General features: G+C 64.1%; 23 protein-coding genes. 5 read left to right on the forward strand and 18 right to left on the reverse strand.

Annotated features, from left to right (window positions below; translation table 11 throughout):
- The first annotated feature begins 11 nt into the window (after positions 1-11).
- On the forward strand, positions 12-1,388 hold the full coding sequence (locus tag XI06_RS40460) for a SagB/ThcOx family dehydrogenase (RefSeq protein ID WP_237890356.1): 1,377 nt from the start codon (positions 12-14) through the stop codon (positions 1,386-1,388).
- A gap of 18 nt (positions 1,389-1,406) precedes the next feature.
- On the opposite strand, the gene XI06_RS40465 is transcribed toward XI06_RS40460, so the two are convergent.
- Entirely contained in the window at positions 1,407-2,093 is a 687-nt protein-coding gene (locus XI06_RS40465; RefSeq protein ID WP_237862949.1) for a helix-turn-helix domain-containing protein, read from the reverse strand.
- A 272-nt stretch (positions 2,094-2,365) separates the two neighbouring features.
- On the opposite strand from XI06_RS40465, the gene XI06_RS40470 reads away from it, so the two are divergent.
- Entirely contained in the window at positions 2,366-3,349 is a 984-nt protein-coding gene (locus XI06_RS40470) for a phosphatase PAP2 family protein (protein ID WP_271607845.1), read from the forward strand.
- Positions 3,350-3,683: 334 nt separating this feature from the next.
- On the opposite strand, the gene XI06_RS40475 is transcribed toward XI06_RS40470, so the two are convergent.
- A complete protein-coding gene (locus XI06_RS40475) occupies positions 3,684-3,848 on the reverse strand; it encodes a Flp family type IVb pilin (RefSeq protein ID WP_057757281.1) in 165 nt (54 codons plus the stop codon).
- 307 nt (positions 3,849-4,155) lie between these two features.
- Between XI06_RS40475 and XI06_RS40480 the strand changes: the two genes are divergently transcribed.
- The 3 genes from XI06_RS40480 to XI06_RS40490 all read left to right on the forward strand — a co-directional run bounded on the left by XI06_RS40480 (position 4,156) and on the right by XI06_RS40490 (position 8,078).
- Positions 4,156-5,655, forward strand: a complete 1,500-nt coding sequence (locus XI06_RS40480; protein WP_237862951.1) for a hypothetical protein — start codon at positions 4,156-4,158, stop codon at positions 5,653-5,655.
- An 11-nt stretch (positions 5,656-5,666) separates the two neighbouring features.
- On the forward strand, positions 5,667-7,472 hold the full coding sequence (locus tag XI06_RS40485) for a hypothetical protein (protein WP_271607846.1): 1,806 nt from the start codon (positions 5,667-5,669) through the stop codon (positions 7,470-7,472).
- Between the two features lie 282 nt (positions 7,473-7,754).
- On the forward strand, positions 7,755-8,078 hold the full coding sequence (locus tag XI06_RS40490) for a hypothetical protein (RefSeq protein ID WP_237862953.1): 324 nt from the start codon (positions 7,755-7,757) through the stop codon (positions 8,076-8,078).
- Between the two features lie 144 nt (positions 8,079-8,222).
- Here the strand turns inward: XI06_RS40490 and XI06_RS40495 are convergent, their stop codons facing one another.
- The 16 genes from XI06_RS40495 to XI06_RS40570 form a co-directional block, all read right to left on the reverse strand.
- Positions 8,223-8,633, reverse strand: a complete 411-nt coding sequence (locus tag XI06_RS40495; protein ID WP_237890342.1) for a DUF3052 domain-containing protein — start codon at positions 8,631-8,633, stop codon at positions 8,223-8,225.
- A 10-nt stretch (positions 8,634-8,643) separates the two neighbouring features.
- Positions 8,644-10,566, reverse strand: a complete 1,923-nt coding sequence (gene ftsH, locus XI06_RS40500) for an ATP-dependent zinc metalloprotease FtsH (RefSeq protein ID WP_237862955.1) — start codon at positions 10,564-10,566, stop codon at positions 8,644-8,646.
- A 255-nt stretch (positions 10,567-10,821) separates the two neighbouring features.
- The gene (tilS, locus tag XI06_RS40505; protein WP_237890341.1) at positions 10,822-11,919 is read right to left on the reverse strand and encodes a tRNA lysidine(34) synthetase TilS; all 1,098 of its coding nucleotides are present in this window, start codon (positions 11,917-11,919) and stop codon (positions 10,822-10,824) included.
- An 81-nt stretch (positions 11,920-12,000) separates the two neighbouring features.
- Entirely contained in the window at positions 12,001-13,035 is a 1,035-nt protein-coding gene (gene ybgF / locus XI06_RS40510) for a tol-pal system protein YbgF (protein ID WP_237862957.1), read from the reverse strand.
- Positions 13,036-13,219: 184 nt separating this feature from the next.
- A complete protein-coding gene (gene pal / locus XI06_RS40515; RefSeq protein WP_237862958.1) occupies positions 13,220-13,708 on the reverse strand; it encodes a peptidoglycan-associated lipoprotein Pal in 489 nt (162 codons plus the stop codon).
- A 266-nt stretch (positions 13,709-13,974) separates the two neighbouring features.
- Positions 13,975-14,715 carry an N-acyl amino acid synthase FeeM domain-containing protein gene (locus XI06_RS40520; RefSeq protein ID WP_377802947.1) on the reverse strand — a complete coding sequence of 247 codons (741 nt, stop codon included), beginning with the start codon at positions 14,713-14,715 and terminating at the stop codon, positions 13,975-13,977.
- Positions 14,716-14,885: 170 nt separating this feature from the next.
- On the reverse strand, positions 14,886-17,213 hold the full coding sequence (locus tag XI06_RS40525) for a putative bifunctional diguanylate cyclase/phosphodiesterase (protein ID WP_237862959.1): 2,328 nt from the start codon (positions 17,211-17,213) through the stop codon (positions 14,886-14,888).
- A 245-nt stretch (positions 17,214-17,458) separates the two neighbouring features.
- A complete protein-coding gene (gene tolB / locus XI06_RS40530) occupies positions 17,459-18,811 on the reverse strand; it encodes a Tol-Pal system beta propeller repeat protein TolB (RefSeq protein WP_237863346.1) in 1,353 nt (450 codons plus the stop codon).
- 41 nt (positions 18,812-18,852) lie between these two features.
- Positions 18,853-19,812 carry a protein TolA gene (locus tag XI06_RS40535; RefSeq protein ID WP_271607847.1) on the reverse strand — a complete coding sequence of 320 codons (960 nt, stop codon included), beginning with the start codon at positions 19,810-19,812 and terminating at the stop codon, positions 18,853-18,855.
- A 4-nt stretch (positions 19,813-19,816) separates the two neighbouring features.
- Complete coding sequence (tolR, locus tag XI06_RS40540) at positions 19,817-20,269, reverse strand: protein TolR (protein WP_237862961.1); 453 nt, start codon at positions 20,267-20,269, stop codon at positions 19,817-19,819.
- Between the two features lie 43 nt (positions 20,270-20,312).
- Entirely contained in the window at positions 20,313-21,029 is a 717-nt protein-coding gene (gene tolQ / locus XI06_RS40545; RefSeq protein ID WP_027532430.1) for a protein TolQ, read from the reverse strand.
- Between the two features lie 506 nt (positions 21,030-21,535).
- Positions 21,536-22,054, reverse strand: coding sequence for a flavodoxin family protein (locus XI06_RS40550; protein ID WP_271607848.1), 519 nt, complete (start codon positions 22,052-22,054; stop codon positions 21,536-21,538).
- Between the two features lie 160 nt (positions 22,055-22,214).
- On the reverse strand, positions 22,215-22,982 hold the full coding sequence (locus XI06_RS40555) for a serine O-acetyltransferase (protein WP_271607849.1): 768 nt from the start codon (positions 22,980-22,982) through the stop codon (positions 22,215-22,217).
- A 193-nt stretch (positions 22,983-23,175) separates the two neighbouring features.
- Positions 23,176-23,433, reverse strand: a complete 258-nt coding sequence (locus XI06_RS40560; protein WP_237862964.1) for a hypothetical protein — start codon at positions 23,431-23,433, stop codon at positions 23,176-23,178.
- 63 nt (positions 23,434-23,496) lie between these two features.
- A complete protein-coding gene (locus XI06_RS40565; protein WP_237862965.1) occupies positions 23,497-23,667 on the reverse strand; it encodes a hypothetical protein in 171 nt (56 codons plus the stop codon).
- A 144-nt stretch (positions 23,668-23,811) separates the two neighbouring features.
- Positions 23,812-24,306, reverse strand: coding sequence for a DUF2852 domain-containing protein (locus tag XI06_RS40570; RefSeq protein ID WP_237862966.1), 495 nt, complete (start codon positions 24,304-24,306; stop codon positions 23,812-23,814).
- Between the last annotated feature and the right edge of the window lie 3 nt (positions 24,307-24,309).

The raw sequence follows: 24,309 nt of genomic DNA on the forward strand, positions 1-24,309 counted from the left end.
TCTCCCTGCATATGCAGGCCGACGGAAGCGTTGCCGCCGTGTCCGGCGATACTTCGCTCAACCTCGGACAATACAGCCGCGCGGCGATCGAACGCGCAGGCCCCCTCGCCACCGGCTTACCGCTCGCCTCCCTTACCGGCAGAAGTATCGTCGCAAGGCAGGTTCATGCCCTGGTGCAGCGGCTGGCGCGGCACGGGCTCCTCGACTATCGCCTATTCTCGCCCCGAGACGCGCGAGACGTGGTCGTTATCGAGCCACAGATCGCGGAATACTGGCCGGAACCCGAAAAGCTGTCGAACGGCGATACTCTCGCCTTATCGCGCTTCGCCTATCTTCGCCGGCGCGACAACGAGATGGTGCTGGAATCGCCGCGCGCCGGCGCGCTGTTCCGGATTTGCGATCCCGCCATCGCCGCCACGCTCGCGGCCCTGTCACGGCCTCAGAAGATCAGCAACCTTCGCAGGCAGGCGGCCGCGCTGGACATTGGTCTGCTCGGATTGCTGCTCAGTAGCGGGATGTTGATCAAGCTCGATACGAAAGACAGAGACGGCCTTCGGGTCAACGAAGGCGACGGCAATCTCGTTCTCTGGGATTTCCACGATCTCGTATTTCACACGCGGAGCACGGAGGGCCGGCATACCGATCCGGTTGGCGGCGCGTACGCCTATGCTGCCGCCGTTCCGCCGCTGCCCGCGCTGCGCCCGCCTTGGCCCGGCAAGTCGGTCTCCCTCGACAAATTGGCCCTGCCCGAGCCGGCGTCGCCGTTCGTGCAGTTGCTCCGCGCGCGCCATTCGACGCGGGATTTCGACGATCGGAATCCCGTCACGCTTCCCGAGCTTGCGCAGTTTCTCGGCGCCACGGCCCGCGTGTTGTCGGAATGGAAGAGCGGCGCCGATGTCGACGGCGGCTCCGAGGTCACCTACACCTCACGACCGTATCCGGCCGCCGGCAGTGCGTATGAGCTGGAGCTGTATCTGGCGGTCTCCAACTGCGAGGGTCTGGCGCGCGGATTTTACCACTACGACGCCGGAGGCCACGCGCTGGTCACGCTCGACGCCTCCCCCGAGCAGCTCCGGGCGCTTCTCGCGGCGGCCGAGTTTTCCATGGACGCATCCGGGCCGCCGCAGGTCCTGATCACGATCGCTGCGCGCTTCGGGCGGATCTCCTGGAAATACAGCTCGATCGCATATTCGCTGGTCCTGAAGGATGTCGGCTGCATGATCCAGACGTTCTACCTTGCGGCGGCCGATATGGGCCTTGGCGGCTGTGCCATCGGCACCAGCAATATTGATCTGTTTGCAAAAATGACGGGGCTCGAATTCCACGTCGAGGGACCGGTTGGTCAGTTCGCGCTGGGACGCAGCGCGCACCGGTCGATCCCGGGCTAGAGCCTTTTTGCGATCGGCTCAGCCCGCAGCCCCGACCAGCGCCTTGGTCGTCGGCAGCAGCGTCTGCTGCACGACGAGACCACGCGCGCGGGCGTCCATGACGCCGACGGCGCGCAGCGCCAGCAGCGTCACGGTCTGGACAGCGTCGCGCATCTTGGCGGGGTCTTCGAGATTGTCAGGCGCGAGCGGACCGACCAGGGCCTCATGCAGCGCGCCGAGCAGCGCGGTTGCGGCGAGCGCTGTATCCTGCGCCGGCAGATGGCCCGCGCGCACCGCAGCGTCGATCCGTGCGGCGATCTCGCCCGCGATCTCGCGGCGGCTGGCCAGGCGGGAGGCGCTGACATCGACGTCGACGGGCTCGGCCAAAATGCCCCAGGCGAGGCGCCGCTGCGACAGGGTATGGACGGCCACCGTGGTCACGGCCGCCGCCAGCGCCGAGGACGGTCCCGGCGCGGCATCGGCCGCTCGCCTGATGGCCGCGAGCTCGTCACGGGAGACTTCGGAAATCAGTTCGGAGATCAGCTCGGCCTTGGAAGGGAAGTAGCGGTAGACGGTGCCGGCCGCCACATTGGCCCGGACGGCGACCGGCGCGATCTGCACCGCCGCCATGCCGCCTTCGGCTGCGGCTTCCCTTGCCGCCGCCAGGATCGCGCTGCGCCGAGCCGCAAGGCGCTTAACCACTTGATGCGTCCGCCGATAAACCATGGCGCGCTTCCTGTCCCACCACGCCTGCCGCACGCCCGCGGCCGAACGCTTCGTCACCGAATTCGCTGCAAATCGCCCCGCAAGGACTGAACAACTATTCAGGGGGGATGACAAGCAGCAAATGCGTCATGCGTCACGCCTGACCTCACTTGCGTCGCTGCACTGCAAACCGCTCAAATTGCAGGGAATTCATTGGTAAACGGCTGACCACACTTCTTACCGCGGTCTTAAAGCCGGCCAGCGACTGTGGCTGCGATCCAACCCGGTGCAGCATGGTCGATACGGACGCCAAGACCGCCTGGCAGCTCTTCCATTTGAACTGGCTTCCCATCGTGTTCATGGGCAGCCTGCTGACGCTCGGCCTTGATGTCACTGGCCTCAGGCTCGAGCCTGTCGCCTACGGCACGACGCTGGCAATCGCCGCGCTCTTCGTCGTCATTGCCTATCGCCACCGCATCGGCAAAGGCGATCTCGCCGATCCGAAACTGATCTTCTCGCTTGGCACGATCGGTCAAGTGATCATCACCTGCGCCATCGTCGGGCCGCTCAGCTACGTCGCGGGCAAGATGGGCTGGCCGCTGCAGGATCAGGCGCTGCTCGCGATCGATCGCGCGCTCGGCCTCGATCCCGAGCCGATCGCGCGCTTCGTCAACGATCATCCCTGGCTCGCCGACATCCTGTCGCGCAGCTACGGCCTGATCAAATGGCCCCTGCTCGCCATCCCCATCGTGCTGACGCTGACGGCGCGCTACGTGCGGCTGCAATTGTTCATGCTGGCAATGAGCCTTGCGCTCGCCATCACCATCGCGATCTCGGCCCTCGTGCCGGCGATCGGCACCTATTACGCACTGCAATTGCCCGCGGCCCACCTCCCCGACATCAACACCGCCATTTACGCCGGGCAGTTGCGCGACATCCTGGGCTTACGCGACGGCAGCCTGCACGAGATGCAATTGTTCAAGCTCTCCGGCATCGTCTCGTTTCCGAGCTTCCACGCCGCATCCGCCGTGCTCTACATGTGGGCGCTGTGGCCGGTGCGGCGCATCGGCGGTGCCGCAGCGGCCCTCAACCTCATGATGATCGCGGCGACGCCTGTCATCGGCGCGCATTACATCGTCGACGTCGCCGGCGGTGTTGCGCTGGCGGCAGCTTCGATCTGGGCCGCGAAGGCCTATCTGGAATGGATGAACCGCACGGCGCGGGTCTCGGCAGCGCCGGCTACACCGGCGGTGTGGCAGCCGAGTCTTGCGGAATAAGCGCGCGAGTAGCGCCGCGATCAATCACATCCACAGCTCTCGTAGGGTGGGCAAAGGCGCGTAGCGCCGTGCCCACACTCTCTTTGCAATCGAGAAAAGTGGCTCCCGCTTCCTCGTCATTGCGAGCGCGGCGAAGCAATCCGGCAATCCCTCCGTGGAGACAGCCTGGATTGCTTCGCTGCGCTCGCAATGACGCGGGGGATACGCCGTGCCATCTACTTGACGTGGGCATGCTTCGCTTTGCCTACCCTACGAAACCTTCAACGCCGCGCCCCCCAAACGAAAAGAGCCCCGTCCGAGGACGGGGCTCTCTGAACTCTGAATTCGTCTCAGCTTACTTGAGGCTGGTCGAGATCGAGCCGAACTTGGTGTTCAGCGTCGAGCCGAGGTTGTTGACGACGGTGATGATCGCCAGCGCGATGCCGGCAGCGATCAGGCCGTATTCGATGGCGGTGGCGCCGGATTCGTCCTTCACGAAACGCGAAACGAGGTTCTTCATAGACTGCTCCAAAAGATACACGAGGCTTCAACTGGTCTGGTCTGGTTTCTTCGGCTTCCCAGCGCCGCCTGACCATGGAACCGAACGTAAGGGCAAAGAATTGCGCCGCAGTTAATTCGACTGCGCAAACAGAGAAGGGTCTACACGTATTCGCCGATGGTAAACCGAAATCTAAAACAATCGGTTAAATTGCGCGGAAACAATGCCGCGCCAGACGCGATCGCCCCGCCGATTTACTGGAAGTTATGACCGCCGTGGTCCAATGCCGCCCGCTCGGCCAACGCTCCCAAGAACAACACGAGGCGGCATGTCGCTTTCCTTCACCAACAGCATCACCGTGCAGAGCCGCGCGCGAGCGCTGGTGCCGCTGTGTGTCGGCGCGGGTGCCTATCTCTTCTTCCTTTATGTCGGCGACACGCTGCTTCAGGACTCCGACTCGTTCTGGCAGATCAAGATCGGACAGTGGATCCTCGATCACCACGCCCTGCCCTATACCGATTTCTATTCGTTCACGCGGCCAGGGGAGCCCTGGATCTCGACCTCCTGGCTGTCGCAAATTCTGTACGCCATCACCTACGCGCGATGGGATTGGGCGGGGCCGGTGATCCTCACCGCGCTCGCGATCGCCGCCTCGGCCGCGATCTTCGTTTACCTGCTCGACGCCCATCTTGAAATTCCGCGCTCGGTTCTGTTCGCGATGCTGGCAGTGCTGCTGTCGCTGCATCACATCCTGGCGCGGCCGCACATTTTGGCGCTGCCGGTGATGATCGCATGGGTCGGCGTGCTGATGAACGCGGCCGATCGCAAGGTGACGCCGTCCTGGGTCTGGCTGCCGCTGATGTCGCTGTGGGCGAGTTTGCATGGCGGCTTCGTGCTCGGCCTCGCGCTGATCGGCCCGATGGCGCTCGAAGCCATCTGGACGCTCGATTCGGCCAAGCAGATCCGGCTTCTCGGACGCTGGTTCCTGTTCGGCGTCGCCGCGATGCTGGCTGCCTGCGTCACGCCCTATGGCTGGCGGACGCTGCTGGGCGCCACCAACATCCTCAACCTCGGCGAGCTGCTCTCGGTCATCTCGGAATGGATGCCGGCAAATTTCGCCTCGTTCTCCGCGTTTGAAGGCGCGATTCTCGGCCTGATCGCCCTCGGCCTGTTTCGCGGCCTCACACTGTCGGTGCCACGCATTCTGCTGATCCTGCTGTTCACCTGGATGGGCCTCACCCATGTCAGGAGCATCGAGGCCTTTGCCTTCCTTGTGCCGCTGGTGCTGGCAAAGCCGCTGGGCGAGAAGTCGCCGCTGCCGCAGCTCACGCAAGGCACCGAGAGCGGAGCCGCGCGCTATGTCACGGTGATGGGCGCGCTGATGATCGCGGCCGCGGCTTGGACCTCGACCTCGATCTACATGTCGCATCACCGCTTCACATTCACGATGAACCAGACGCCTGTTACCGCGGTCGACCTGCTGCAGCAACGCAAGGCGCAGCGCATCTTCAATGCCTACCAGTTCGGCGGCTACCTGATCTCGCGCGACATTCCTGTTTTCGTCGACGGTCGCGCCGAGCTCTATGGCGAGAAGTTCGTGATGGACTTCTTCAAGGCGATCGAGGTCAAGAAGCTCGATAACCTGACGCGGCTGCTCGAAGAGTACAAGATCGACGCCACGCTGCTGGTCGCCGACAGCCCCGCCGCCCAGGTGCTCGATCACATCAAGGGATGGAAGCGGCTCTATGCCGACGACATCGCCGTGATCCATGTGCGGGATGACGAGGCGAGCACGGGCGAGACGCCCATGCCCGCACACTCAAATTGAGACGCCGGACAATGTCGCCGTTCGTCCCACCGACCGTGCCACGATCGACCACGGAGCCGAAGCCTGCGATCGTGCTCGCGATAACCTGGGCAACGATCGTGGTCGCACTCGGACTTCCCGCGATCAAAACCGGTGTGTTCGACACGCTGTCGACCGACGACGCCCTGCGTCTGGTCGAAGTCCGCGATCTTCTGGCCGGCCAGGGCTGGTTCGACCTGACTCAATACCGGCTCGACCCGCCCGGAATTGCCATGCACTGGTCCCGCATCGTCGATGCGCCCCTGGCCATGCTGATCCTCTTGTTCCGTCCGCTGCTCGGCCAGCACCTTGCCGAAGGGCTTACGCTGGTGCTGTGGCCGTCGCTGTTGATGGGCGCCGCGCTATGGCTCGCAGCGACGATCGCAAGTCAGGCATGCGCCCCTGCAGACAGGAAGCGGGCAAAGCTTGCGGCGATCCTGATCACGGCGCTGTCGATCCCCGCCCTGATCCACTTCCGCTCCGGCGCGATCGATCATCACAATCTACAGATCGTGCTGCTGCTCGGCTTCGTGCTCTGCATCTCCGACCTGGAACACCGCGCGGACAAGGCGGCTTTGGCTGGGTTGTGCGCCGCGCTTTCGCTGTCGGTCGGATTGGAAATGCTGCCCGCCATAGCCCTGGCGAGCGCGACCGTTGTGGGGCTGCTGGTGTGGAAAGGCAGTGAAGTCCTGCGCCCCGCCTGTGCCTTTGGTGCAGGCCTTGCCGGGTCGTCGCTGCTGCTGGCGCTGCTGCTGCTCCCGATGAACAGTCTCGCCAGGCCCGTCTGCGATGCCTTTGGCGGGCCCATCTTGCTGTTGTGTGCGGGCGGCGGCGTCGCCCTGCTCGCGGTTGCCGGTGTTGCCCGCATACGCGGGCCCGTGTGGGCGCGGCTGGCGGCGAGCGCGCTCGCCGGCGCGCTGCTGCTGGGCGCATTCTACAGATCGTATCCGAGCTGCGTTGCGTCGCCCTATGCGCAGGTCGATCCCCTGCTTGTCAGCTTCTGGCTTGACCGCGTCGTCGAGACCATGCCGCTGACTGAACTGGCACAGATGCAGCCGCAAAAGCTGCTCGGCTATTATGCGTTTCCCTTGCTGACGCTCGGCCTGTGTGTTGTTGCCATGATCGGCTGCACGCCGCAAACGCGCTTTCGCTGGATCGTTTCGACCGTCACGCTTGCAGCGCTGGTCGGCGAGAGCCTGTGGGAATTGCGTGGCGCTGCCGCGGCCAATATCGTCGCCGCCCCGCTGTGCGTCGCCGGAATTGTCCGGCTTCGCACTGACATCGTGGCCGGTTGGCGGCTGGTGCGTGTGGCGTTGCTGGTGTCGCCCGCCACACTTGGAGGCATCGGACTTGCGGTCTGGCCGGCGCTCGCCGCCGGCACGAGCGGACAGAAGATCGCGATGCCCGATCCCGCCGCGTCCTGTCAGACCATCTCCAGCGCCGCGCCGCTCGCCGGCCTGCCTCCCGGACGCGTGATGGCGCCGATCGATTCCGGTTCTGCGATCCTGGCCGCGACGGAGCACTCCGTCTTCGCCGGTCCCTACCACCGCAATAATGACGGCAACCTCGCCATGGTGCATGCGATGACGGCAACACCTGAGGCCGCCCGCGCCCTGCTCCGCGCGCGGCAGGTCGACTACATCCTGACGTGCAACGGCTCCTTCGATCAGGAGGATCTCGTTCGCATCGCACCGGAGGGCCTTGCCGCACATCTCGGCCGCGGCGAAGCTCCGGACTATCTGGAGCCCATACAGGCCGTGTCAAAACCCGGCTGGACGGTGTGGCGCGTGCGCAAGTGAGAGAGCGCGTGCCGCAGATTCGATCCCGATCGGCCGGGCCTCTTGCGCATGTGCGGGACGATATGGAAGGCGCAGCAACAGAGGAGCGGCCGTAGCCCGGATGGATCCAACGGGTCGGCGCGAAGCGCCGCCCGATGACAGGCTCCGCCCGATCCGGGGCCTTCTCTAGAGTACCGATCCCGGATTACGCTACGCTCCATCCGGGCTACGTCGGCCTCGTGCCTGACGCGGCTCAATGCAGCCAGATCGGGGCTACGCAAATGGCCTGAAGTAAACTGTGTCATGAAAAACCCGGACGCCATCGCCGTTATCGTATCAGCGCTCCGCCACGTCCATGGTGACGACATCGCGCGCATGATGCTGGTCGAAGGCATGAGCCTCGCCAATCTGATCGATGCGATGTTTTCGGCGCCGCTGACGCACCGGGAAGCCGTTCGGGCGATGACCGACGGGCTCGATGACTTCGTCATCACGCCCGACCTGGGCCTGATCTGGCACCTGAAATATGTCTACGGAGACCACTCCTTGCACGTCGTGGACCTGGAGATCGCCACCCCCGACGGCACGCTAGCGAGCAAGGACGTCTGGCTTCGGCTGGCCGAGTGAGGGGCCGCGATAGGGCTCACATCGTCAGTGCGAGCAATCACCCTCGTAGGGTGGGCAAAGCGTAGCGTGCCCACCACCTGTCGCGATTGGCGAGAGATCGTGGGCACGGCGCTCCGCGCCTTTGCCCACCCTACGAAAGCGGTGCTACTTCGCTCGGTCCTTCACGGGGATCACGAGCTTGAGGCCGGACCAGACGTCGTTGACCGCGCAGATCTTGATATCGACGAGGCCGGTGGCAAGCGCGGTCTCGCGCACCAGGGCCTCGGTGACGTCTGTCGTGACGCCCGACGCCTTCTTCGGCCAGGATGCCCAGATCATTCCGTTGGGCGCGATCGCCTTGCGGTAGAGGCGCAGCTTGGCGGCGAGGCCTTTGGCCTCGGCGGCGAAGAGATGCACCATGTCGAGCGGGGCCTTGACGGCTTTTGCGATGCTCACTCCGTCAGGGAGCTCGCCGACGACGTCGCGATAAGGCGTCGCAAGGCCGTCCACCAAAATACAAAAGCCCGGCTTGATGCCGAGCTTTTGCACAACGGGTTTACCGGAATATCCGGCCATCGCCGAAGCGTTACGCCTGCGGCTGGGGCTCCAGGCCGGGATCCGGATCGGGACGCGGCCGCGACTTGCCGGCCGGGGGCACGGCGGAGGCGCGCGGCGTGGCCGGCTCCAGCACGGACTCGCGGTTCGGCTTCTTGCCCTTGAGCAGGTCGACGATCTCATCGCCGCTGAGCGTTTCGAACTCGAGCAGGCCCTTGGCCAGCGCTTCGAGGTCGGCGTGCTTCTCGGTGAGGATGCGGGTCGCTTCCTTGTAGCCTTCCTCGACCAGGCGGCGGATCTCGGAGTCGATCTTCTGCACGGTCGCTTCAGAGGCGTTCTGCGTGCGGGAAACCGACATGCCCAGGAAGACCTCGTCCTGGTTCTCGCCGTAGGAGACGGTGCCGAGCTCTTCCGAGAGGCCCCAGCGCGTCACCATCATCCGGGCAAGGCGCGTGGCCTGCTCGATGTCGGAGGCGGCGCCCGAGGTGACCTTCTCGCGGCCGAAGATCAGCTCTTCGGCGACGCGGCCGCCCATCATGATGGCGAGGCGCGAGGTCATCTGCTCCAGCGACATCGACAGCTTGTCGCGCTCGGGGAGCTGCATGACCATGCCCAGCGCACGGCCGCGCGGGATGATGGTCGCCTTGTGGATGGGATCGGTCGCGGGCACGTTGAGGCCGACGATGGCGTGGCCGCCTTCGTGATAGGCCGTCAGCAGCTTCTCTTCCTCGGTCATGACGAGCGACTTGCGCTCGGCGCCCATCATCACCTTGTCCTTGGCTTCCTCGAACTCGGCCTGGGTCACCATGCGCTTGTTGCGGCGCGCAGCGGTGAGGGCTGCTTCGTTGACGAGATTCATGAGGTCGGCGCCGGAGAAGCCCGGAGTGCCGCGCGCGATGGTCTTGAGGTTGATATCGGGCGCCAGCGGAACTTTACGGACATGCACCTTGAGGATCTGCTCGCGGCCGACGACGTCGGGGTTCGGCACCACGACCTGGCGGTCGAAGCGGCCCGGACGCAGCAGCGCGGGATCGAGCACGTCGGGACGGTTGGTCGCGGCGATCAGGATCACGCCCTCGTTCGCCTCGAAGCCGTCCATCTCGACCAGCAACTGGTTCAGCGTCTGCTCGCGCTCGTCGTTGCCGCCGCCGAGGCCGGCGCCACGGTGACGACCGACCGCGTCGATTTCGTCGATGAAGATGATGCAGGGCGCGTTCTTCTTGGCCTGCTCGAACATGTCGCGCACGCGAGAGGCGCCGACGCCGACGAACATCTCGACGAAGTCAGAACCCGAAATGGTGAAGAACGGCACATTGGCTTCGCCCGCGACCGCACGCGCGATCAGGGTCTTGCCGGTGCCGGGAGGGCCGACCAGCAGCACGCCGCGCGGAATGCGGCCGCCGAGGCGCTGGAATTTGCCGGGGTCGCGGAGGAATTCGACGATCTCCTGCAGGTCCTGCTTGGCCTCGTCGACGCCAGCGACGTCCTCGAAGGTGACGCGGCCATGCGCCTCGGTCAGCATCTTCGCACGCGACTTGCCGAAGCCCATCGCCTTGCCGGCGCCGCCCTGCATCTGCCGCGACAGGAAGATCCACACGCCGATCAGCGCGATGAAGGGCAGCCAGGAGACCAGCAGAGAGACGAACCACGGCACGTTGTCGCCGGGCGGCTTCGCGGTGATCTGCACCTTGCTGTCATAGAGGCGCTTCACCAGCGTCGGATCGCTCGGCGCATAGGTCTGGAAGCTCGAGCCGTTGGTGAAGGTGCCGTGAATATCGGGGCCCTGGATCACGACGTCGCGGACATGGCCCTGGTCGACCTCGCTCAAGAGCTGCGAGAACGCGATGTCCTGCGAGGACGTGCGTTGACCCGGATTCTGGAAGAGCGTGAACAACGCCAACAGCAGCAAAACAATGATGACCCAGAGGGCGAAATTGCGCAGATTGGCGTTCATCGATCTTCCTTCGTGGTCGCGCGGATCGCGGCCTCATCCTTGGGGCAGTACGAGGAAATCCCCAAGGAATCCTCATCGTTAGACGTATACAATTTAGGTGCCGCCCCGCTCGCTGCCAAGGGAACGAGATGGGACTATTTAGCCCATCTTAGAGCGATTCCCGCTGAAATAATGGCACCAGAGCCGGGGTTTTTCCTGCCTGGTTAAGGTGTCCTGACAGCAGATCAGGCAAATGGCCGGTGTCATGATCCGCCCTCATCTGCCCTTTACGTCCCTTTGAGATCTCCTTGGGGACCGCCGGGCCGGCGCAGGCGCGATGTGGATACGCCCCCCGGCAAGGCTGATCAAGGCTCCCGCAAGGGTCTGCTTGAGAACGGTCTGCTTCAGGATGGCACGGCCATTGGCGGGTGCACGGGACCCCGCCCCCATCGCCTGATCAAGCGCGGCCAGCAGGGTTTCGGCCTTGCCGAGTTCCGCCGGTCCTTCGTGCCCGATCGCGTCGATGGCCCGCAGCAGGAGCCGCAGCCGGACTTCCTCCGGCAGGGCGGCGAAGGCCGAAGCCTCAAAACTGCGAATGCCCGGCTGCGGCCGTTGGCCGCGATCCCGCAAGCTGAGGAAGCGCTCGGCACCGTCGGTCAGCACGTCGACTGCCGCGTTGGCGCGGGCGAGCCGCGCCGAGAGCCGCGCCAAGGTTCTGATATCGCCGCCCTCGGCGGCAAGCTGCGGCAGCAGCGCGCGCAGCCGCGGGCGCGTGAACGCCGTGTCGCCGTTGGTGGGATCTTCAGCGAAGCCGATCCGGGCCCGCCTCAAGGTTGCGATCAGTTGCGATTTCGGAACATCGAGCAACGGGCGCGCCAGCACGAGGCCGTCGCGCCTGGTGAGGCGCGCCATCGCCGACAGTCCGGCGATGCCACTGCCGCGGAAGAGCCGCATCAGCAGCGTCTCGGCCTGGTCGTCGCGGGTGTGCGCGGTCAGCACGTGGCTTGCGCCGGCAGCGCGCGCGGCTTGCGCGAGCAGGCGATAGCGGGCCTCGCGCGCGGCGGCGGGCAATCCTGCCTTCGGCTTTGTGCCGCGCCAGCGCAGGGTCCGGTGTGCAAGGCCAAGTTCAGTGGCGAGCCGCTTGACCTCGCGCGCTTCGCGCGCCGCCTCCTTGCGCAGACCGTGATCGACGGTGACGACGGTGATATCAGGGCCGCGGGCGAGGCTGCGCCGCCAGCGTGCCGCCAGCCACATCAGCGCGACCGAATCAGGCCCGCCGGAGACCGCGAGCACGAGCGCCGACGCGCTTCGGAGCTCGGCGAAGAGCTGCTTCGCCGCGCGCGCGGAGATCGGAGAATTGTCGTCGTCTGACATGACGCGGCCCGGCAATCGCGGCGGATGGCCGTCAAATCTAGCGCAGCATCGGCCGCGTTGTCAGTCCGCAAACGCCGCAGATCAGCACTTCACCCGCTTCTGCTCGCGGTCGACCGCGGCCTTCACGCCGGCGGAGGCACGCGGATATTTGCGGCCGACCTCGCCGAAGGCGGCGCAGGCAGCTTCCTTTTCCTTCAGCGCGGCGAGCGACTGGCCGAGCCGCAACAGCGCATCCGGCGCCTTGGCCGATTTGTCGTACTTCGTGGTGACGGCAAGGAAGGCCTCGGCGGAATCGCGATATTGCTGGCGCTGGAAATAGCTTTCACCGAGCCAGTATTGCGCGTCGCCAAGCAGCGGGTCACCAGGATATTTCGCGGCAAAATTCTTCATGGTCTGCTCGGCGAGCGCGTAGTCCTTGCGCTGCATGTAGCCGATGCCGAGGTCGAACTCGTCGCGGGGCGTGGCCGAGGGCGGCAGGGTCGCGAGCGCAGGACCGCCACCTTGCGCGGGATAGCCCTGCTGCTGGGCCGGCGGATAGCCGGGCTGTGCGGGAGCTGCTCCTTGCGGATATTGTCCGTTGTTGGAGAGATCGAGCGGAGCACCCGCCGGCATCGGCTGCTGGCCGCCGCCGAGCGCGCGCGGCGCACCGGGCGCATTCGGGGTCTGGCTCGGGTCGAACGCGTCGCCGCGGCGGCGCGTGCCGGGAGCACCCGGGCCCGGCTGCTCCTGAACGATCGGCGCGGGCGCCGCGCCCGGAGGCTGCTGGTAATTCGGTTGCTGATAGTTCGGCTGCTGCACCGCCTGTTGCTGCGGCGGCTGCTGGCGATAGCCGGGGGTGACCTGAGCCGGCGGGACGCCCGCGACATTGGGCTGGGCCGGCGGCTGGCCGGGCGCAGCACCTTGCGCGCCGCCCTCGAGCTGACGGATGCGATCCTCGAGCTGGCGGTTGCGATATTGCAGCTCTTCGTTCTGGCCGGTGAGCTGGCGCAGCTGGTTCTCCAGCCGCTCGATCCGCATCTCAGGATCATCGTCGGTCTGCGCGAATGCGGGCGCGGACAAAGAGAGCAGCGCGGCCAATGCCACGATGCCGGTAATTCCCTTGGATCTGGATGACATCTTGCCCTGACGACGAAAACAAAATCTGCGACGGAACACGCGAGGCGCGACACATTGAAAGGCACTACGCCAAAAATGTGACTGGCACCACGCCCTTTCGGTCACAGTTGGCTGAAACGAAACCGGCGCCCGTGAGGGCGCCGGCATATTCGGTTTCCAAAGATGAACAGCGGCTGACTGGACGTCAGGAGCTCGCGTTCAGCACGGTCACAGCACGACGGTTCTGCGACCAGCAGGAGATGTCGTTACACACGGCGACCGGGCGCTCCTTGCCGTAGGAGATCGTGCGCATGCGGTTCGGATCGATGCCGCGCGAGGTGAGGAACGAACGCACCGACTGGGCTCTGCGGGCGCCGAGCGCGATGTTGTATTCGCGGGTGCCGCGCTCGTCGGCGTGACCTTCGATGGTGAAGGAGTAGCGCGGATAGGTCTGCAGCCACTGCGCCTGTTTCTCCAGGGTCACGATCGCCTGCGGGGTCAGATCGGTCTGGTCGCTCTCGAAGAACACGCGGTCGCCCACGTTCACCACGAAATCCTGCTGGCTGCCCGGGGTCGCCGCACTCGCATTGGCGTCCAGACCTGCATTGGTCTTGGCACACGCCCCCATCGACAGCGCGATGGCAACCACCGCGGCCAGCTTCAATCCCTGGAGGATACGCATAGGATTAGTCATTCCGGAGCCTCCACGCTCACGTTCGTCCACTGCTGTCCGGTCTACAGGGGGTTGGTTAAGCGAACGTTCCGTCAACCTTATCGGAACCTTGCCTCAGCCGGTCAAATGCCCCCAACCAGCGAAAAGCACCCATTGTGGTTAATGGGTTGTAAATGTGGCGCAAGGGTGAAGGCAAGCCGCATGAGCCGGCAAAATCATCGAATTCCGGGCCATTACGGGCTTTGGCGGGCTGCGCAAGGCGCGCCAACGGCCCGGAACAGTGCCGGTCAGACCAGGCTGGCGGGACTGAGCGGCGCTTGAACGAGCACAGGCCGGGACAGAGCCTGGGGCTGGCTGTTACGCTCGAACAGCATCCGCCGTTCGAACGCGCTTGAGCGCATGATGGGAAAGCGCGTCAGCACCTTCTCCCGAAGATTCTTGAAATCGGACGCCATCAACGACGTCTTCATCGTGTGCCAGCCGGGAAATGCGCGAGGTTCGGCGACCGGCTCATGCAAGAACACGCGCCGGTAAAACGGCTGGTGATCGGGCCGCACCATCGCAAGACCGGTATCGGCATTGAAATATTCGCAAGCCAGATAGGCCAGCCGCAGGGTGAGATAGGGCAGTTCCGGAAGCCGCCTGGCCTTCTCGGGATCGGCGGCAAGCCGCGCCGGATCGACGAAAACCTCGCCCCGATCGAGGCGCGCGTGGAGATGATCGCCGTACAATTCGGTCGAATAGGACATCCTGCATTCGCTCGTCAGGACGTGGATGCGGACCGAGCTGCACAGCTGCCCATCGACGTAAACGCCGAAGATCCAGACATTGGGCGCGTCATCATAGACGTCGCGGACCTGCTCCGACTCGGACGGCAAGATCAATCCGCCGTTCAAATACGCCTTGTAGCGCAGATGGTAGATCTCAGCTCTGTCTTCGGGAGTCTCGATCAGCCTGTAGTCGGTGCGATCGAACAACGCTGCTCCGCGCATTTGCGACGGCCTGCGCAGCTCGGGTTGAGACGACATCCGCTACTCCAAAACTTCCAATCAACTTCCGCGAGTACGCAAAAGATTAAAGGTTCCTTAACACAATTGCAAAGGGTTAGAACTGTTAGGGTTAAGGGTTGTGGCTCGCAACTGCTTCGCGAAATACTTGGAAATATTGGGAAAATAGCGATGAGCGGATGCGCGGGAACTTACCCGAGCGAGCGTGAGGAGACGACGATCAGCTGCTCCTGCACGCGCTTGCCATGCGAGGCACTGAGCAATTGCCTGATACGGACGGCCGGAACCGGTCGGCTGAACAGGTAGCCCTGCCCTTCGGACACGGTGCCGTCGGCGCTGATCAGCTCGAGCTGCTCGTTGGTCTCGATGCCCTCGACCACCACGGCCATGCCGAGGTCGGCCGACAGCCGCGCCACGCCGCGCAACAGCGTCAGCGGCCGGTCGGTGTCGATCCCTTCCAGGAAGGACCGGTCGATCTTGACCTTCTGCATCGGGAAGTTGTGCAGATAGCTGAGGCTCGAATAGCCGGTGCCGAAATCGTCCAGCGAGATGCGCACGCCGAGCGCATGCAGCTGCGAGAGAATGTCGTGCGTGAGCTGCGTATTGCGCAGCAGTGACGATTCGGTGATCTCGATCTCGAGCCGATGCGCCGGCAGGCCCGACACTTCGAGCGCGTAGCGAATCTCGCTCAGCACGTCGCGCTGGTGGAATTGCTGCGGCGAGAAGTTGACGGCGACGCTGACACCCTCCGGCCACTTCATGCATTCCATGCAGGCACGGCGCAGGATCCAGCGGCCGAGATCGACGATCAGGCCCATGTCCTCGGCAACCGGGATGATGTCGACCGGCGAGACCGTGCCGCGCACCGGATGATTCCAGCGCAGCAGCGCCTCGCAGGTGGAGATCTTGCCGGACTTCAGATTGACCAGCGGCTGGTAGAACAGCTCGAATTCCTCGTTGGCGAGCGCCTTGCGCAGGTCGAGCTCGAGGATGCGTCGCGCTTCCGCGGTTGCCGCCATCTCGTCGCGGAAGAAACAGAACGTGCCGCGGCCGTCGGCCTTGGCACGGTAAAGCGCCATGTCGGCGTTCTTGAGCAGCGTATCGGCGCTGGCGCCCTCCGGCGAGGTCAGCGCGATGCCGATGCTGGCGCCGATCTCGACCAGATGATTGTCGATGCGGTAGCGCTCGCTCAGGCGCTCGACGATTCGGCGGGCAAGGCTCGCGGCATCCTCTGGCACGCTGATATTCTGCTGGAATACGACAAACTCGTCCCCGCCGAAGCGGGCGACGAAATCCTCCGGCCGCAGCATCTCGCGCAGGCGGTTGGCAACCGCGCAGAGGAGCTGGTCGCCACAGGGGTGGCCGAGCGTGTCGTTGACCTGCTTGAACTGGTCGAGGTCGATGAACAGAAGCGCGGACAGCCGCGCGCTATGGTGCGAGGCCGCCAGCAGCGATTCGATCTCGTTGCGGAAATGCACGCGATTGGGAAGCGCGGTCAATTCGTCGTAACGAGCCAGATGGGTGATCTTGGCCTCGGCATTGCGCCGCTCGGTGACGTCCTCGAGAAGGACCACCGCGCCGCCGTCGGCCATCGGCTGGACCGTCCAGGACAATGACCGGTTTCTCTCAGCATCGGGATCGACAGTCACGATCTGGTTCGCATGCGCGTTCTCGATCTCGGCGACGATCATCTCGCCGCTTGCGGCCGAGATGGAGCCCGAGCTGACGCACGCGGACAGGATGTCACGCGCGGTCGAGCCGCTCCGGACGAGACCATCGGGGAGATCCAGCATGTCGCTGAACCGGTGATTCATCACTGCGAGCTGCCGGTCGACGCGGAACATGCACAGACCGTGCGGCATGTTGTTCAGGGCAGTATCGAACTGGCCAGCGAGCGCCGATTCTCGTTCGCGGGCCACGACGGCCCGCATGAAGATTTTGTGCAGATTGCCCGAAAGCTGCATGATCGCCAGCAGGAACGCCGCGCTCACGAACGCCATCGCGATGTAATAGGGCGTGCCGCGGACCGCGAGGGCGATCACCGCGGGACCGAATTGCAGCAGCGCCTGCTGGTGAAATATCGATGGCCGTCCGTACGCCCTGCCCGCGCCTCCCGCCACGATCCCGGTGGTGACGGACAGCGCAATGAGATGGACGACGGCATCGTCGTTGCTCAACAAGGCGGTCGAGCACCAGGTGCCGATCGCAGCCGCCTGAATCAGCGCTCCGATGCGATAGCGCTGCTGCCACTTGCCGGCTTCTTCAGCCGTGAGATCCGACTTGCGGGGATCGAAGCGTCGAAGATCGAACACACGGATCGCGCCCGCAACGACAAGAAACAGGACGCATCCCCAGAGCAGGGTTTGTCCCGTCTTCAGCGCGGTCATGCCCGCCGCAAAGGCGACGAAGACGATGCCCGCAAGCAGCGGGCCGGACGCCTCGAACAGCGAATCGATCAGCGCCGCCGAAAGCTTCGTGGGCTTTTGATCAATCCCGCCGGTCTGGTCTGCGAACTGCATTTTGGTTTGTACGCGCGTCCTGTTTGGCGCGTACTTTTACCCACAGCAGATGAAGCCTTTCTGAGGGAACATCGTTAAAGTCGAGTTGTTTTTCGGCAATAGCGAAACTGTTTCTGCTGAAAAATCAAGCAACTAGGCAAGCCTTGCCGGGCACAAGATGAAGGAAAGCTTGCCGCGCATGCAGAAAGCCGAAAAGTTCGCGGATTTTTCGAAATAGATCGCGCGCTTCCCAGCGCGCGATCGAGCTACTGGCCCGCGGTCGCTGAGAGCAACGGCGACCACGCCGGATCGGAGGCGAAGCCGGGCGTCGGCACCTTTTGTTCAAAGCGACCGGAGATATCGACGCTGAACAGCGACGGTCCGGAATTGCCGCCGGGATCGCGGAAGAACATCACCACGCGTCCGTTCGGCGAAAAGGTCGGGCCTTCGTTGTGGAAGCCGGACGTGAGCAGCCGCTCGCCACTGCCATCAGGCTTCATGACGCCGATCGAGAACTGCCCGCCACCTTGCCGGGTGAAGGCGATGTAGTCGCCGCGCGGCGACCACACCGGCGTCGAATAGGTGGCATTGTTGTCGTCCTTCGAGAAGGAGATGCGCTGCGCCTGTCCGCCGCCCGCCGCCATCACATAGATCTGCGAACGGCCGCCGCGATCGGATTCGAAGCAGATGCGGGTGCCGTCGGGCGAATAGGACGGAGACGTGTCAATCGCCGGCGTATCGGTGAGGCGCGTGGTCGAGCGCGAGCGCAGATCCATCACAAACAGGTTGGAATTGCCGCCCTGCTGCAGGCTCATGATGACGCGCTGGCCGTCCGGCGAGAAGCGCGGCGCAAAGGTCATGCCTGGGAAGTTGCCGACGATCTCGCGTTGGCCGGTCTCAATGTTGAACAGATAGACCTTCGGGTCGCCCTGCCCGAACTCCATGTATGTGATCTCTTGCGAGTTCGGCGAGAAGCGCGGCGTCAGCACGAGGTCGGAGCCGCGGGTGAGGTAGCGCACATTGGCACCGTCCTGGTCCATCATGGCGAGCCGCTTGACGCGGCGCTCCTTCGGCCCGGTCTCGTCGACGAACACGACGCGGCTATCGAAATAGCCCTTCTCGCCGGTCATCTGCTCGTAGATCTGGTCGGAAATGATGTGGGCGATGCGGCGCCAATATTCCGGCGAGGTGAAATATTGCTGGCCCGCGAGCTGCTGGCCGGTCACCACGTCCCACAAGCGGAATTCGGCCTTGAGGCGGCCGTCCTGCTGCCGCGTCATGCGGCCGGTGACGAGGGCCTGGGCGTTGAGCGTCTTCCAGTTCTGGAATTGCGGCGCGACGTCGATGTTGCTGATGCGCTCGATGAAGGCGGCCTGGTCGATCGGGGCAAACAGGCCCGAGCGCTTCAGATTGTTGGTGATGACCTGGGTGACGCCATTGCTGACCTCGCCGTCAGCGGGCGAGCCGGGCACGAAATTCGTGATCGCGATCGGGATCGGCCGAAACTCGGTGGGATCGATGCGGAGACGGCCTTGCTGCGGTTGCTGGGCGAAGGCCTGTCCACCCCCGAGCAACGCAAGCGTAGACCCGGTCAGAGTCATGAAGCGGCGGCGGTTCATCGATCGAACGTCATTCATTGCAAAATTCTTTTGTCCGGATGTCACAACATGTCTTTCAGGCCGAAAGTCATCGGAATGAGCTTCCAGCTGTCGTATTGCTGCTTCGGCAGGAACGAATAGACTTGGCACTGCACGATGGCGCGCTTGGCGCTCTCTGCCACGGCCTGCGCGATGGACCGCGACGGTCCGCGCACCGCGACGATGACGGGCTCGGAGGCGAGCGATCCGTCGATCTTCATGGGAATGTCGATGTCGGCTTCATACAAATTGGCGTCCTGCCCGTTATAGGTGGGCGTGAAGCAGCGTTTGACCGCGCCCTGGAATGCACCTTGCCAGGTCGCGATGTTGTTGGCGGCTGTCCCTGACGTCGAGCCCAGCGACGCCGACGCATTCAGCGCTGAGCCCGTGAGCTCATGCCGGGTCGCGGCACGCTTGTCGAGGTCGCGGGCGATCTGCGCGGGATCGAAGGTGCGCTCCTTCGGTTTCGGCTGCGGCTGCACCGCGGCAACCTTCTGCTCCACGGGCTTGGGCGGCGGCTTCTTGGTGTCCAGCTTCTTCTGGAGCTCGGCGATCGGATCTTCCTTGGCCGGGTCAGGCTTCTTCTCCTGCGGCTTCGGCTCTTCCTTCGGCTTGGTCTCCGCAACGGGCTTCGGCGGATCGGGCTTCTTCTCGACCGGCTTTTCGACAGGCTTCGGCGGCGGCGGCGTATCCGGGGTCGAGTTGGTCTTGATCAGCTCTTTCTTCTCGGTGACCTTGCCGACGGAATCTTCCTCGGGCTTGGCCTCGGCGACCTTCTCGACCTTGGGCTTCGGCTCTTTCTTGTCGCCGGTCTTCTGCCCCGACATCATCTGCGCGAGCTGATCTGTCGAGATGATGTCGACCGGGAGCGACTCCTCCGGCGCGATGTAGGCCTTGCTGCTAAAGGTGAGCAGGCCCCATCCCAGCACGAGGACGTGGAGGACAATCGACGCAACGAGTGTCTTGTCGACGTTCACCTTCACTGGCCTAAGACCCCTGATCCGCTTCGGTGACGAGCGCCAGCTTCTTGAATCCCGCGCCCGACAGCAGGCCCATCACCTTGGCGACCGTGCCGTAATCCGCCTTCTTGTCGGCGCGGAGATAGATGCGCTCCTCGAGACCGCCGCGCGCGTCCGTGATCGCCTTCAGCTTGGGGATCAGTTCGTTGATCGCGATCTCCTGGTCGTTGATGAACACCTTGCCCTTGATGTCGACCGACATCTGGATCGGCTTCTGGTCGTTCTGCTCGAGGCTCTTGGCCTGGGTCTGCGGCAGGTCGAGCGGCACGCCGACGGTGAGCAGCGGTGCCGACACCATGAAGATGATGAGCAGCACCAGCATCACGTCGACCATCGGCGTGACGTTGATCTCGGCCATGACCGGCTTGCGCCGGCTGCGGCGCCCGCCGCCTCCGGACGAACTGGCAACGTTCATGCCCATGGCTTGGTGCCCAATCTCGCCTTCACACTATACATGCCGTCCGTCAGCCCCGCTCGTCGATCTGGCGGGACAGGATGGCTGAAAATTCATCAGCGAAGCCCTCGAGCCGCTGGGCCTGCCGGTTCACCTCGGAAGTGAACTTATTGTAGAAAATAGTGGCAGGAATTGCGGCAATAAGGCCGACCGCGGTCGCAAACAGCGCCTCCGCGATACCGGGCGCCACCACCGCCAAAGAGGTATTTTTCGACGCCGCGATCGACTGGAAGCTCGACATGATGCCCCAGACCGTGCCGAATAGGCCGACGAAGGGGCCGGCGGAGCCGACGGTCGCGAGCACCAGCAGGCGGCGTTCCAGCCGCTCGACCTCGCGGGCGATCGAGACGTTCATGACCTTGTCGATGCGCATCTGGAGCCCTGCGACCGAGCGGGCATGGCTCTCGAACGAGCGTTTCCACTCACGCATCGCCGCAACGAAACAGGCCGCCATCGAATGGGTCGGCTTGGCCGAGAGCGTGCGATAGAGCTCCTCGATCGACTCGCCGGACCAGAAGGCCTGCTCAAACCGGTCCATCGAGCGGCGGGTGCGGGCATAGAGGAAGATCTTGTCGATCGCGATGGCCCAGACCCAGACCGAGCAGGACAACAGGCCCAGCATGACGCATTTCACGATCCAGTGAGCCTGCCAGAACAGCGCGATCAGCGACACGTCGGCGGAGGCGGCAACCGGAAGGGCAGACTGAGCCACGTCGGCCGGATTCATTAGAAATATCCTCTCAAGGTGACCGTTTTTGGCGATCGTTACCTATGTCCCGGCCCGCTTATGGCGGCCGGTTCCCCAATGCCCGCGCTAACATCGGCGCGGCCGGCAAGCCCGCTCAAAGCCTTGTCTTTCTGGGGTGCAGGGGCTCGTCCAAAGCCGCCGCCTGCATTCCCTGCCAAGATGTCAAAACTATGGGCCTCGACGACAGCTCCGGGCGCGATTGTCCGTCGTTACCAGAGCCCGGCGATGGTTAATGCGGGGTTACCAGGGGCCAATTTGGCTGCGGAAAAGGGTTACGGTGCAGGGGGATGGGAGGGGCATTGCCCGCCAGCAATCCCGCCGCTGGCCGGTACGATTGCTGCGACCCGGCTGACCCATGTGCAGGGCGTCGTGCTCCAAGGCCCGGCCGACCCGGGACCGGAACTCGATTTCGAGATCTACTACCCAACGAACTCCGAAGCGGTCCCTCGTTGGCGGACCTTCTTCGAGGAATCTGCGGGACCCACTCAGGCCACGCTCGTCGCTGTGCTGCGATCTTCCGCAAGCGTCCGTTGCAATGTCTCAACGAAGGTTACGAGCTGCGGCGCATATTTCTCGGATGCCACATCGCGGGCCGTGATGGAGAGACAGCCGACGGGACGCTTGCCGACGACCTCCTGCATCTGGCCGAAGGCCTGATCGCTGCCAGCCCCGCCGAGCGTACAAAAGAATGCCACGGCAGGAAGTCTTGGCTTGTTTGCCAGCAGGTAGGCTCGGACGGGCGAAGATAGTGACCAGGCCCAGACCGGAGTTCCGATCACGATGATATCGTAGAGCGATGGATCTCTAGCGCCCGCGACGATGCGCGATGGAACCTGCCGTCGCGCATCGATCACGGACCGCAGATAGCCAAACATCCCGCTTCGGCTGCCGGTCTCGACGACCTCTTCGCTGTCACAATGCAATGCAGCCGCGAGTGATTTGGCAACCTTGCGTGTCGTTCCGGTCCGAGAATAGTAGACCACGAGAATCCTTGCATCCGCCATTGATGCGCTCCTCCCTCGTGCACAAGGAACTACATCTCGATTGTGTTGATGGCGGTTTGATCCTCGTCAACAAGCAGGCAATTGAATGGGCCATTTGAGCGAAACATCCTGAAGCTTCGTCTCCCGAGATTGAAAGCTGCGGGATGATCCGATCCGCCCGTCACGCCGCCGGGAGAGGCTCGGGACAATTGGTCAATCGCGCGGGATTGCCGACCGCGGTGCAGCCGGCGGGCACGTCCGATGTCACGACCGTATCGGCGCCAATCTTGGCGAAATCACCGATCCTGATATCGCCGAGAATGGTCGCGCCGCCGCCGATGTAGACGCCACGGCCGATCCGCGGCGAGCGTGCCGGCAGCTCACTGTCGCGACCGATGCTGACGTTCTGGAGGATGGTGACCTCGTCGCCGATCACGACATTGGCGCCGATGACGATGCCGGTGGCGTGGTCGAGATAGACGGCCGATCCGATTGCCGCTGCGGGATGGATGCTGACCTGAAGAACGTTCGAGGCCTCGTTTTGAAACAATAGCGCCGCGTCGCCATGGCCGTGACGCCAGAGCCAGTTCGAGACGCGCCAGGCCTGCAATGCGACGTAGCCTTTGTAATGCAGCAGCGGCGGCAACAACGAGGTGATGGCCGGATCGCGCAGTGTGATAGATCGCAAATCGCGCCCGGCCGCTGCGATCAGGTCCGGCTCGTCGCGAAAGGCATTGCGCGAAAGGGCCGTGAAGCGCGTGCGCTCGGCGGCACTGCGGCCAAGGCGATGCCCGATCAGATCGGCGAGGGCAGCTGCAAAATCATCATGGGCGAGAATGGCACGGGCAAGGGCCTGGCCAAACACCGGATCGGCATCCGCCGCGCGCTGCGCCTCGCCGCGAATGGTCCGCCAGAGGCTCTCGCTCGTCATGATCGCAGCCTGTGTCATCGTCGCCTCCGCGCCCTGCCCAGGACGACGGATATAGGCCGTCCCGATCAAGGTGCCAGGGATGCAGGCGGGATGGCGCTCCGCCGGGGCGCGCGGCCTGGCCGGACCCGTTTGCGCACGTCGATCGCGTAGAACCAGCCGCCCGCAGCGATCGCGGCAGGAAGGATGAAGAGCGCAAAATCACGGAGCAGGATCATGGGTCGAGGCTCGCTTTGGCAAAACTGATGGCGCGGTCGAGCGCGAGCGAGGCCAGAAAATAGAGCAGGCAACTGAGAAAGAATTTCCAGGACTCGCCGACCTGCCAGTGCGGATAGAGCTCGACCGTGGTCGGCCATCGATTGAGAAATGCGATCACCAGCGGAATGGAGCCACCGAACCGGCCGAACAGCGCGCTGCCGCGCTCCAGCAGCGCAATGCGCTGATCGATCTCTTTGCGTTCGGCGTTGGTCATGGTCGGACCCGTCGGCGCGGCAGGCGCTGTCGGCGATTGGTCGCGCCACGGACCGATCGGGTTCTACGGCGTCGGGCGGTTCTCAGGATGGTCGTAGACGACGCCGCAAAACCGATGGCCGCAGACGCGGAAATGGCAGTCGGGGTCGCCTGCGCATCCGCCATAGACGGAGCTGATAAAGGCCAGCACCGCGAACGCGGTCACGCCGAGCAGCAGGCGGGTGGTGAGGTCCATAGGCTTTGGTGTCGGCCGACCGTGCGCTGGTTCGGAGGTCAAGCTTCCCCAAAAACCAAACCGCCCGCCTGCGGGGTGCGCGGGCGGGCGGCTCGGGGCCATCAGGACTTTGGGGGCATGCGCCTGAAGGCTTTGAGTTAGAGATCAACCCTGCGGCTGGTCGGTCGGCGGCGGGGTCGGCCGCGTCTTGTGCTGGGCCATGAACTGGTCGAACTCTTCCTTGTCCTTGGCGTGGCGCAGACGGTCGAGGAAGTTCTTGAACTCGACCTGCTCTTCCTCGAGCCGGCGCAGCGTTTCGCTACGATACTCGTCGAAGGCGCGGTTGCCGGAGGTCGGCGGACCGAAACCAAAGCCGCCGAAGCCGCGGCGCTCCATGCGATCGCGCATGCGGTCCATCTTGTACTGCATCCGCTCCATCTTGTTCTGCCAGCGATCTGAGTTGCTCCAGCACGACATTCTTCTGCTCCCGAGTGTGAAAAAGAGAAGTGCGAGTCCGATCGGCCACCAAATGATGAAGCCGAGAATGGTCACGGCAATCCAACCAGGATGCCAGGGCGTATCGAGCATGTGAGGCCGCTCATACTGCTGGTGTTGGTCCGAGGGGCCGCGCCAGCGATTGACGTCAGCGGTGTAGGCCATTTC

The sequence above is a fragment of the Bradyrhizobium sp. CCBAU 11434 genome (assembly GCF_028128895.1).
GTDB lineage: Bacteria > Pseudomonadota > Alphaproteobacteria > Rhizobiales > Xanthobacteraceae > Bradyrhizobium > Bradyrhizobium zhengyangense.

Excerpts from the sequence above, each read along its gene's own strand:
- XI06_RS40495 (WP_237890342.1), bottom strand. The coding sequence starts at position 8,633 with ATGGCCGGATATTCCGGTAAACCCGTTGTGCAAAAGCTCGGCATCAAG.
- XI06_RS40570 (WP_237862966.1), bottom strand. The coding sequence starts at position 24,306 with ATGGCCTACACCGCTGACGTCAATCGCTGGCGCGGCCCCTCGGACCAA.
- XI06_RS40550 (WP_271607848.1), bottom strand. The coding sequence starts at position 22,054 with ATGGCGGATGCAAGGATTCTCGTGGTCTACTATTCTCGGACCGGAACG.
- XI06_RS40525 (WP_237862959.1), bottom strand. The coding sequence starts at position 17,213 with ATGCAGTTCGCAGACCAGACCGGCGGGATTGATCAAAAGCCCACGAAG.
- pal (WP_237862958.1), bottom strand. The coding sequence starts at position 13,708 with ATGACTAATCCTATGCGTATCCTCCAGGGATTGAAGCTGGCCGCGGTG.
- tolR (WP_237862961.1), bottom strand. The coding sequence starts at position 20,269 with ATGGGCATGAACGTTGCCAGTTCGTCCGGAGGCGGCGGGCGCCGCAGC.
- XI06_RS40565 (WP_237862965.1), bottom strand. The coding sequence starts at position 23,667 with ATGGACCTCACCACCCGCCTGCTGCTCGGCGTGACCGCGTTCGCGGTG.
- XI06_RS40490 (WP_237862953.1), top strand. The coding sequence starts at position 7,755 with ATGAAAAACCCGGACGCCATCGCCGTTATCGTATCAGCGCTCCGCCAC.
- XI06_RS40465 (WP_237862949.1), bottom strand. The coding sequence starts at position 2,093 with ATGGTTTATCGGCGGACGCATCAAGTGGTTAAGCGCCTTGCGGCTCGG.
- XI06_RS40470 (WP_271607845.1), top strand. The coding sequence starts at position 2,366 with ATGGTCGATACGGACGCCAAGACCGCCTGGCAGCTCTTCCATTTGAAC.
- tolB (WP_237863346.1), bottom strand. The coding sequence starts at position 18,811 with ATGAACCGCCGCCGCTTCATGACTCTGACCGGGTCTACGCTTGCGTTG.
- ftsH (WP_237862955.1), bottom strand. The coding sequence starts at position 10,566 with ATGAACGCCAATCTGCGCAATTTCGCCCTCTGGGTCATCATTGTTTTG.
- XI06_RS40560 (WP_237862964.1), bottom strand. The coding sequence starts at position 23,433 with ATGACCAACGCCGAACGCAAAGAGATCGATCAGCGCATTGCGCTGCTG.
- tilS (WP_237890341.1), bottom strand. The coding sequence starts at position 11,919 with ATGTCAGACGACGACAATTCTCCGATCTCCGCGCGCGCGGCGAAGCAG.
- XI06_RS40480 (WP_237862951.1), top strand. The coding sequence starts at position 4,156 with ATGTCGCTTTCCTTCACCAACAGCATCACCGTGCAGAGCCGCGCGCGA.
- XI06_RS40485 (WP_271607846.1), top strand. The coding sequence starts at position 5,667 with ATGTCGCCGTTCGTCCCACCGACCGTGCCACGATCGACCACGGAGCCG.
- tolQ (WP_027532430.1), bottom strand. The coding sequence starts at position 21,029 with ATGAATCCGGCCGACGTGGCTCAGTCTGCCCTTCCGGTTGCCGCCTCC.
- XI06_RS40520 (WP_377802947.1), bottom strand. The coding sequence starts at position 14,715 with ATGTCGTCTCAACCCGAGCTGCGCAGGCCGTCGCAAATGCGCGGAGCA.
- XI06_RS40475 (WP_057757281.1), bottom strand. The coding sequence starts at position 3,848 with ATGAAGAACCTCGTTTCGCGTTTCGTGAAGGACGAATCCGGCGCCACC.
- ybgF (WP_237862957.1), bottom strand. The coding sequence starts at position 13,035 with ATGTCATCCAGATCCAAGGGAATTACCGGCATCGTGGCATTGGCCGCG.
- XI06_RS40460 (WP_237890356.1), top strand. The coding sequence starts at position 12 with ATGCAGGCCGACGGAAGCGTTGCCGCCGTGTCCGGCGATACTTCGCTC.
- XI06_RS40555 (WP_271607849.1), bottom strand. The coding sequence starts at position 22,982 with ATGACACAGGCTGCGATCATGACGAGCGAGAGCCTCTGGCGGACCATT.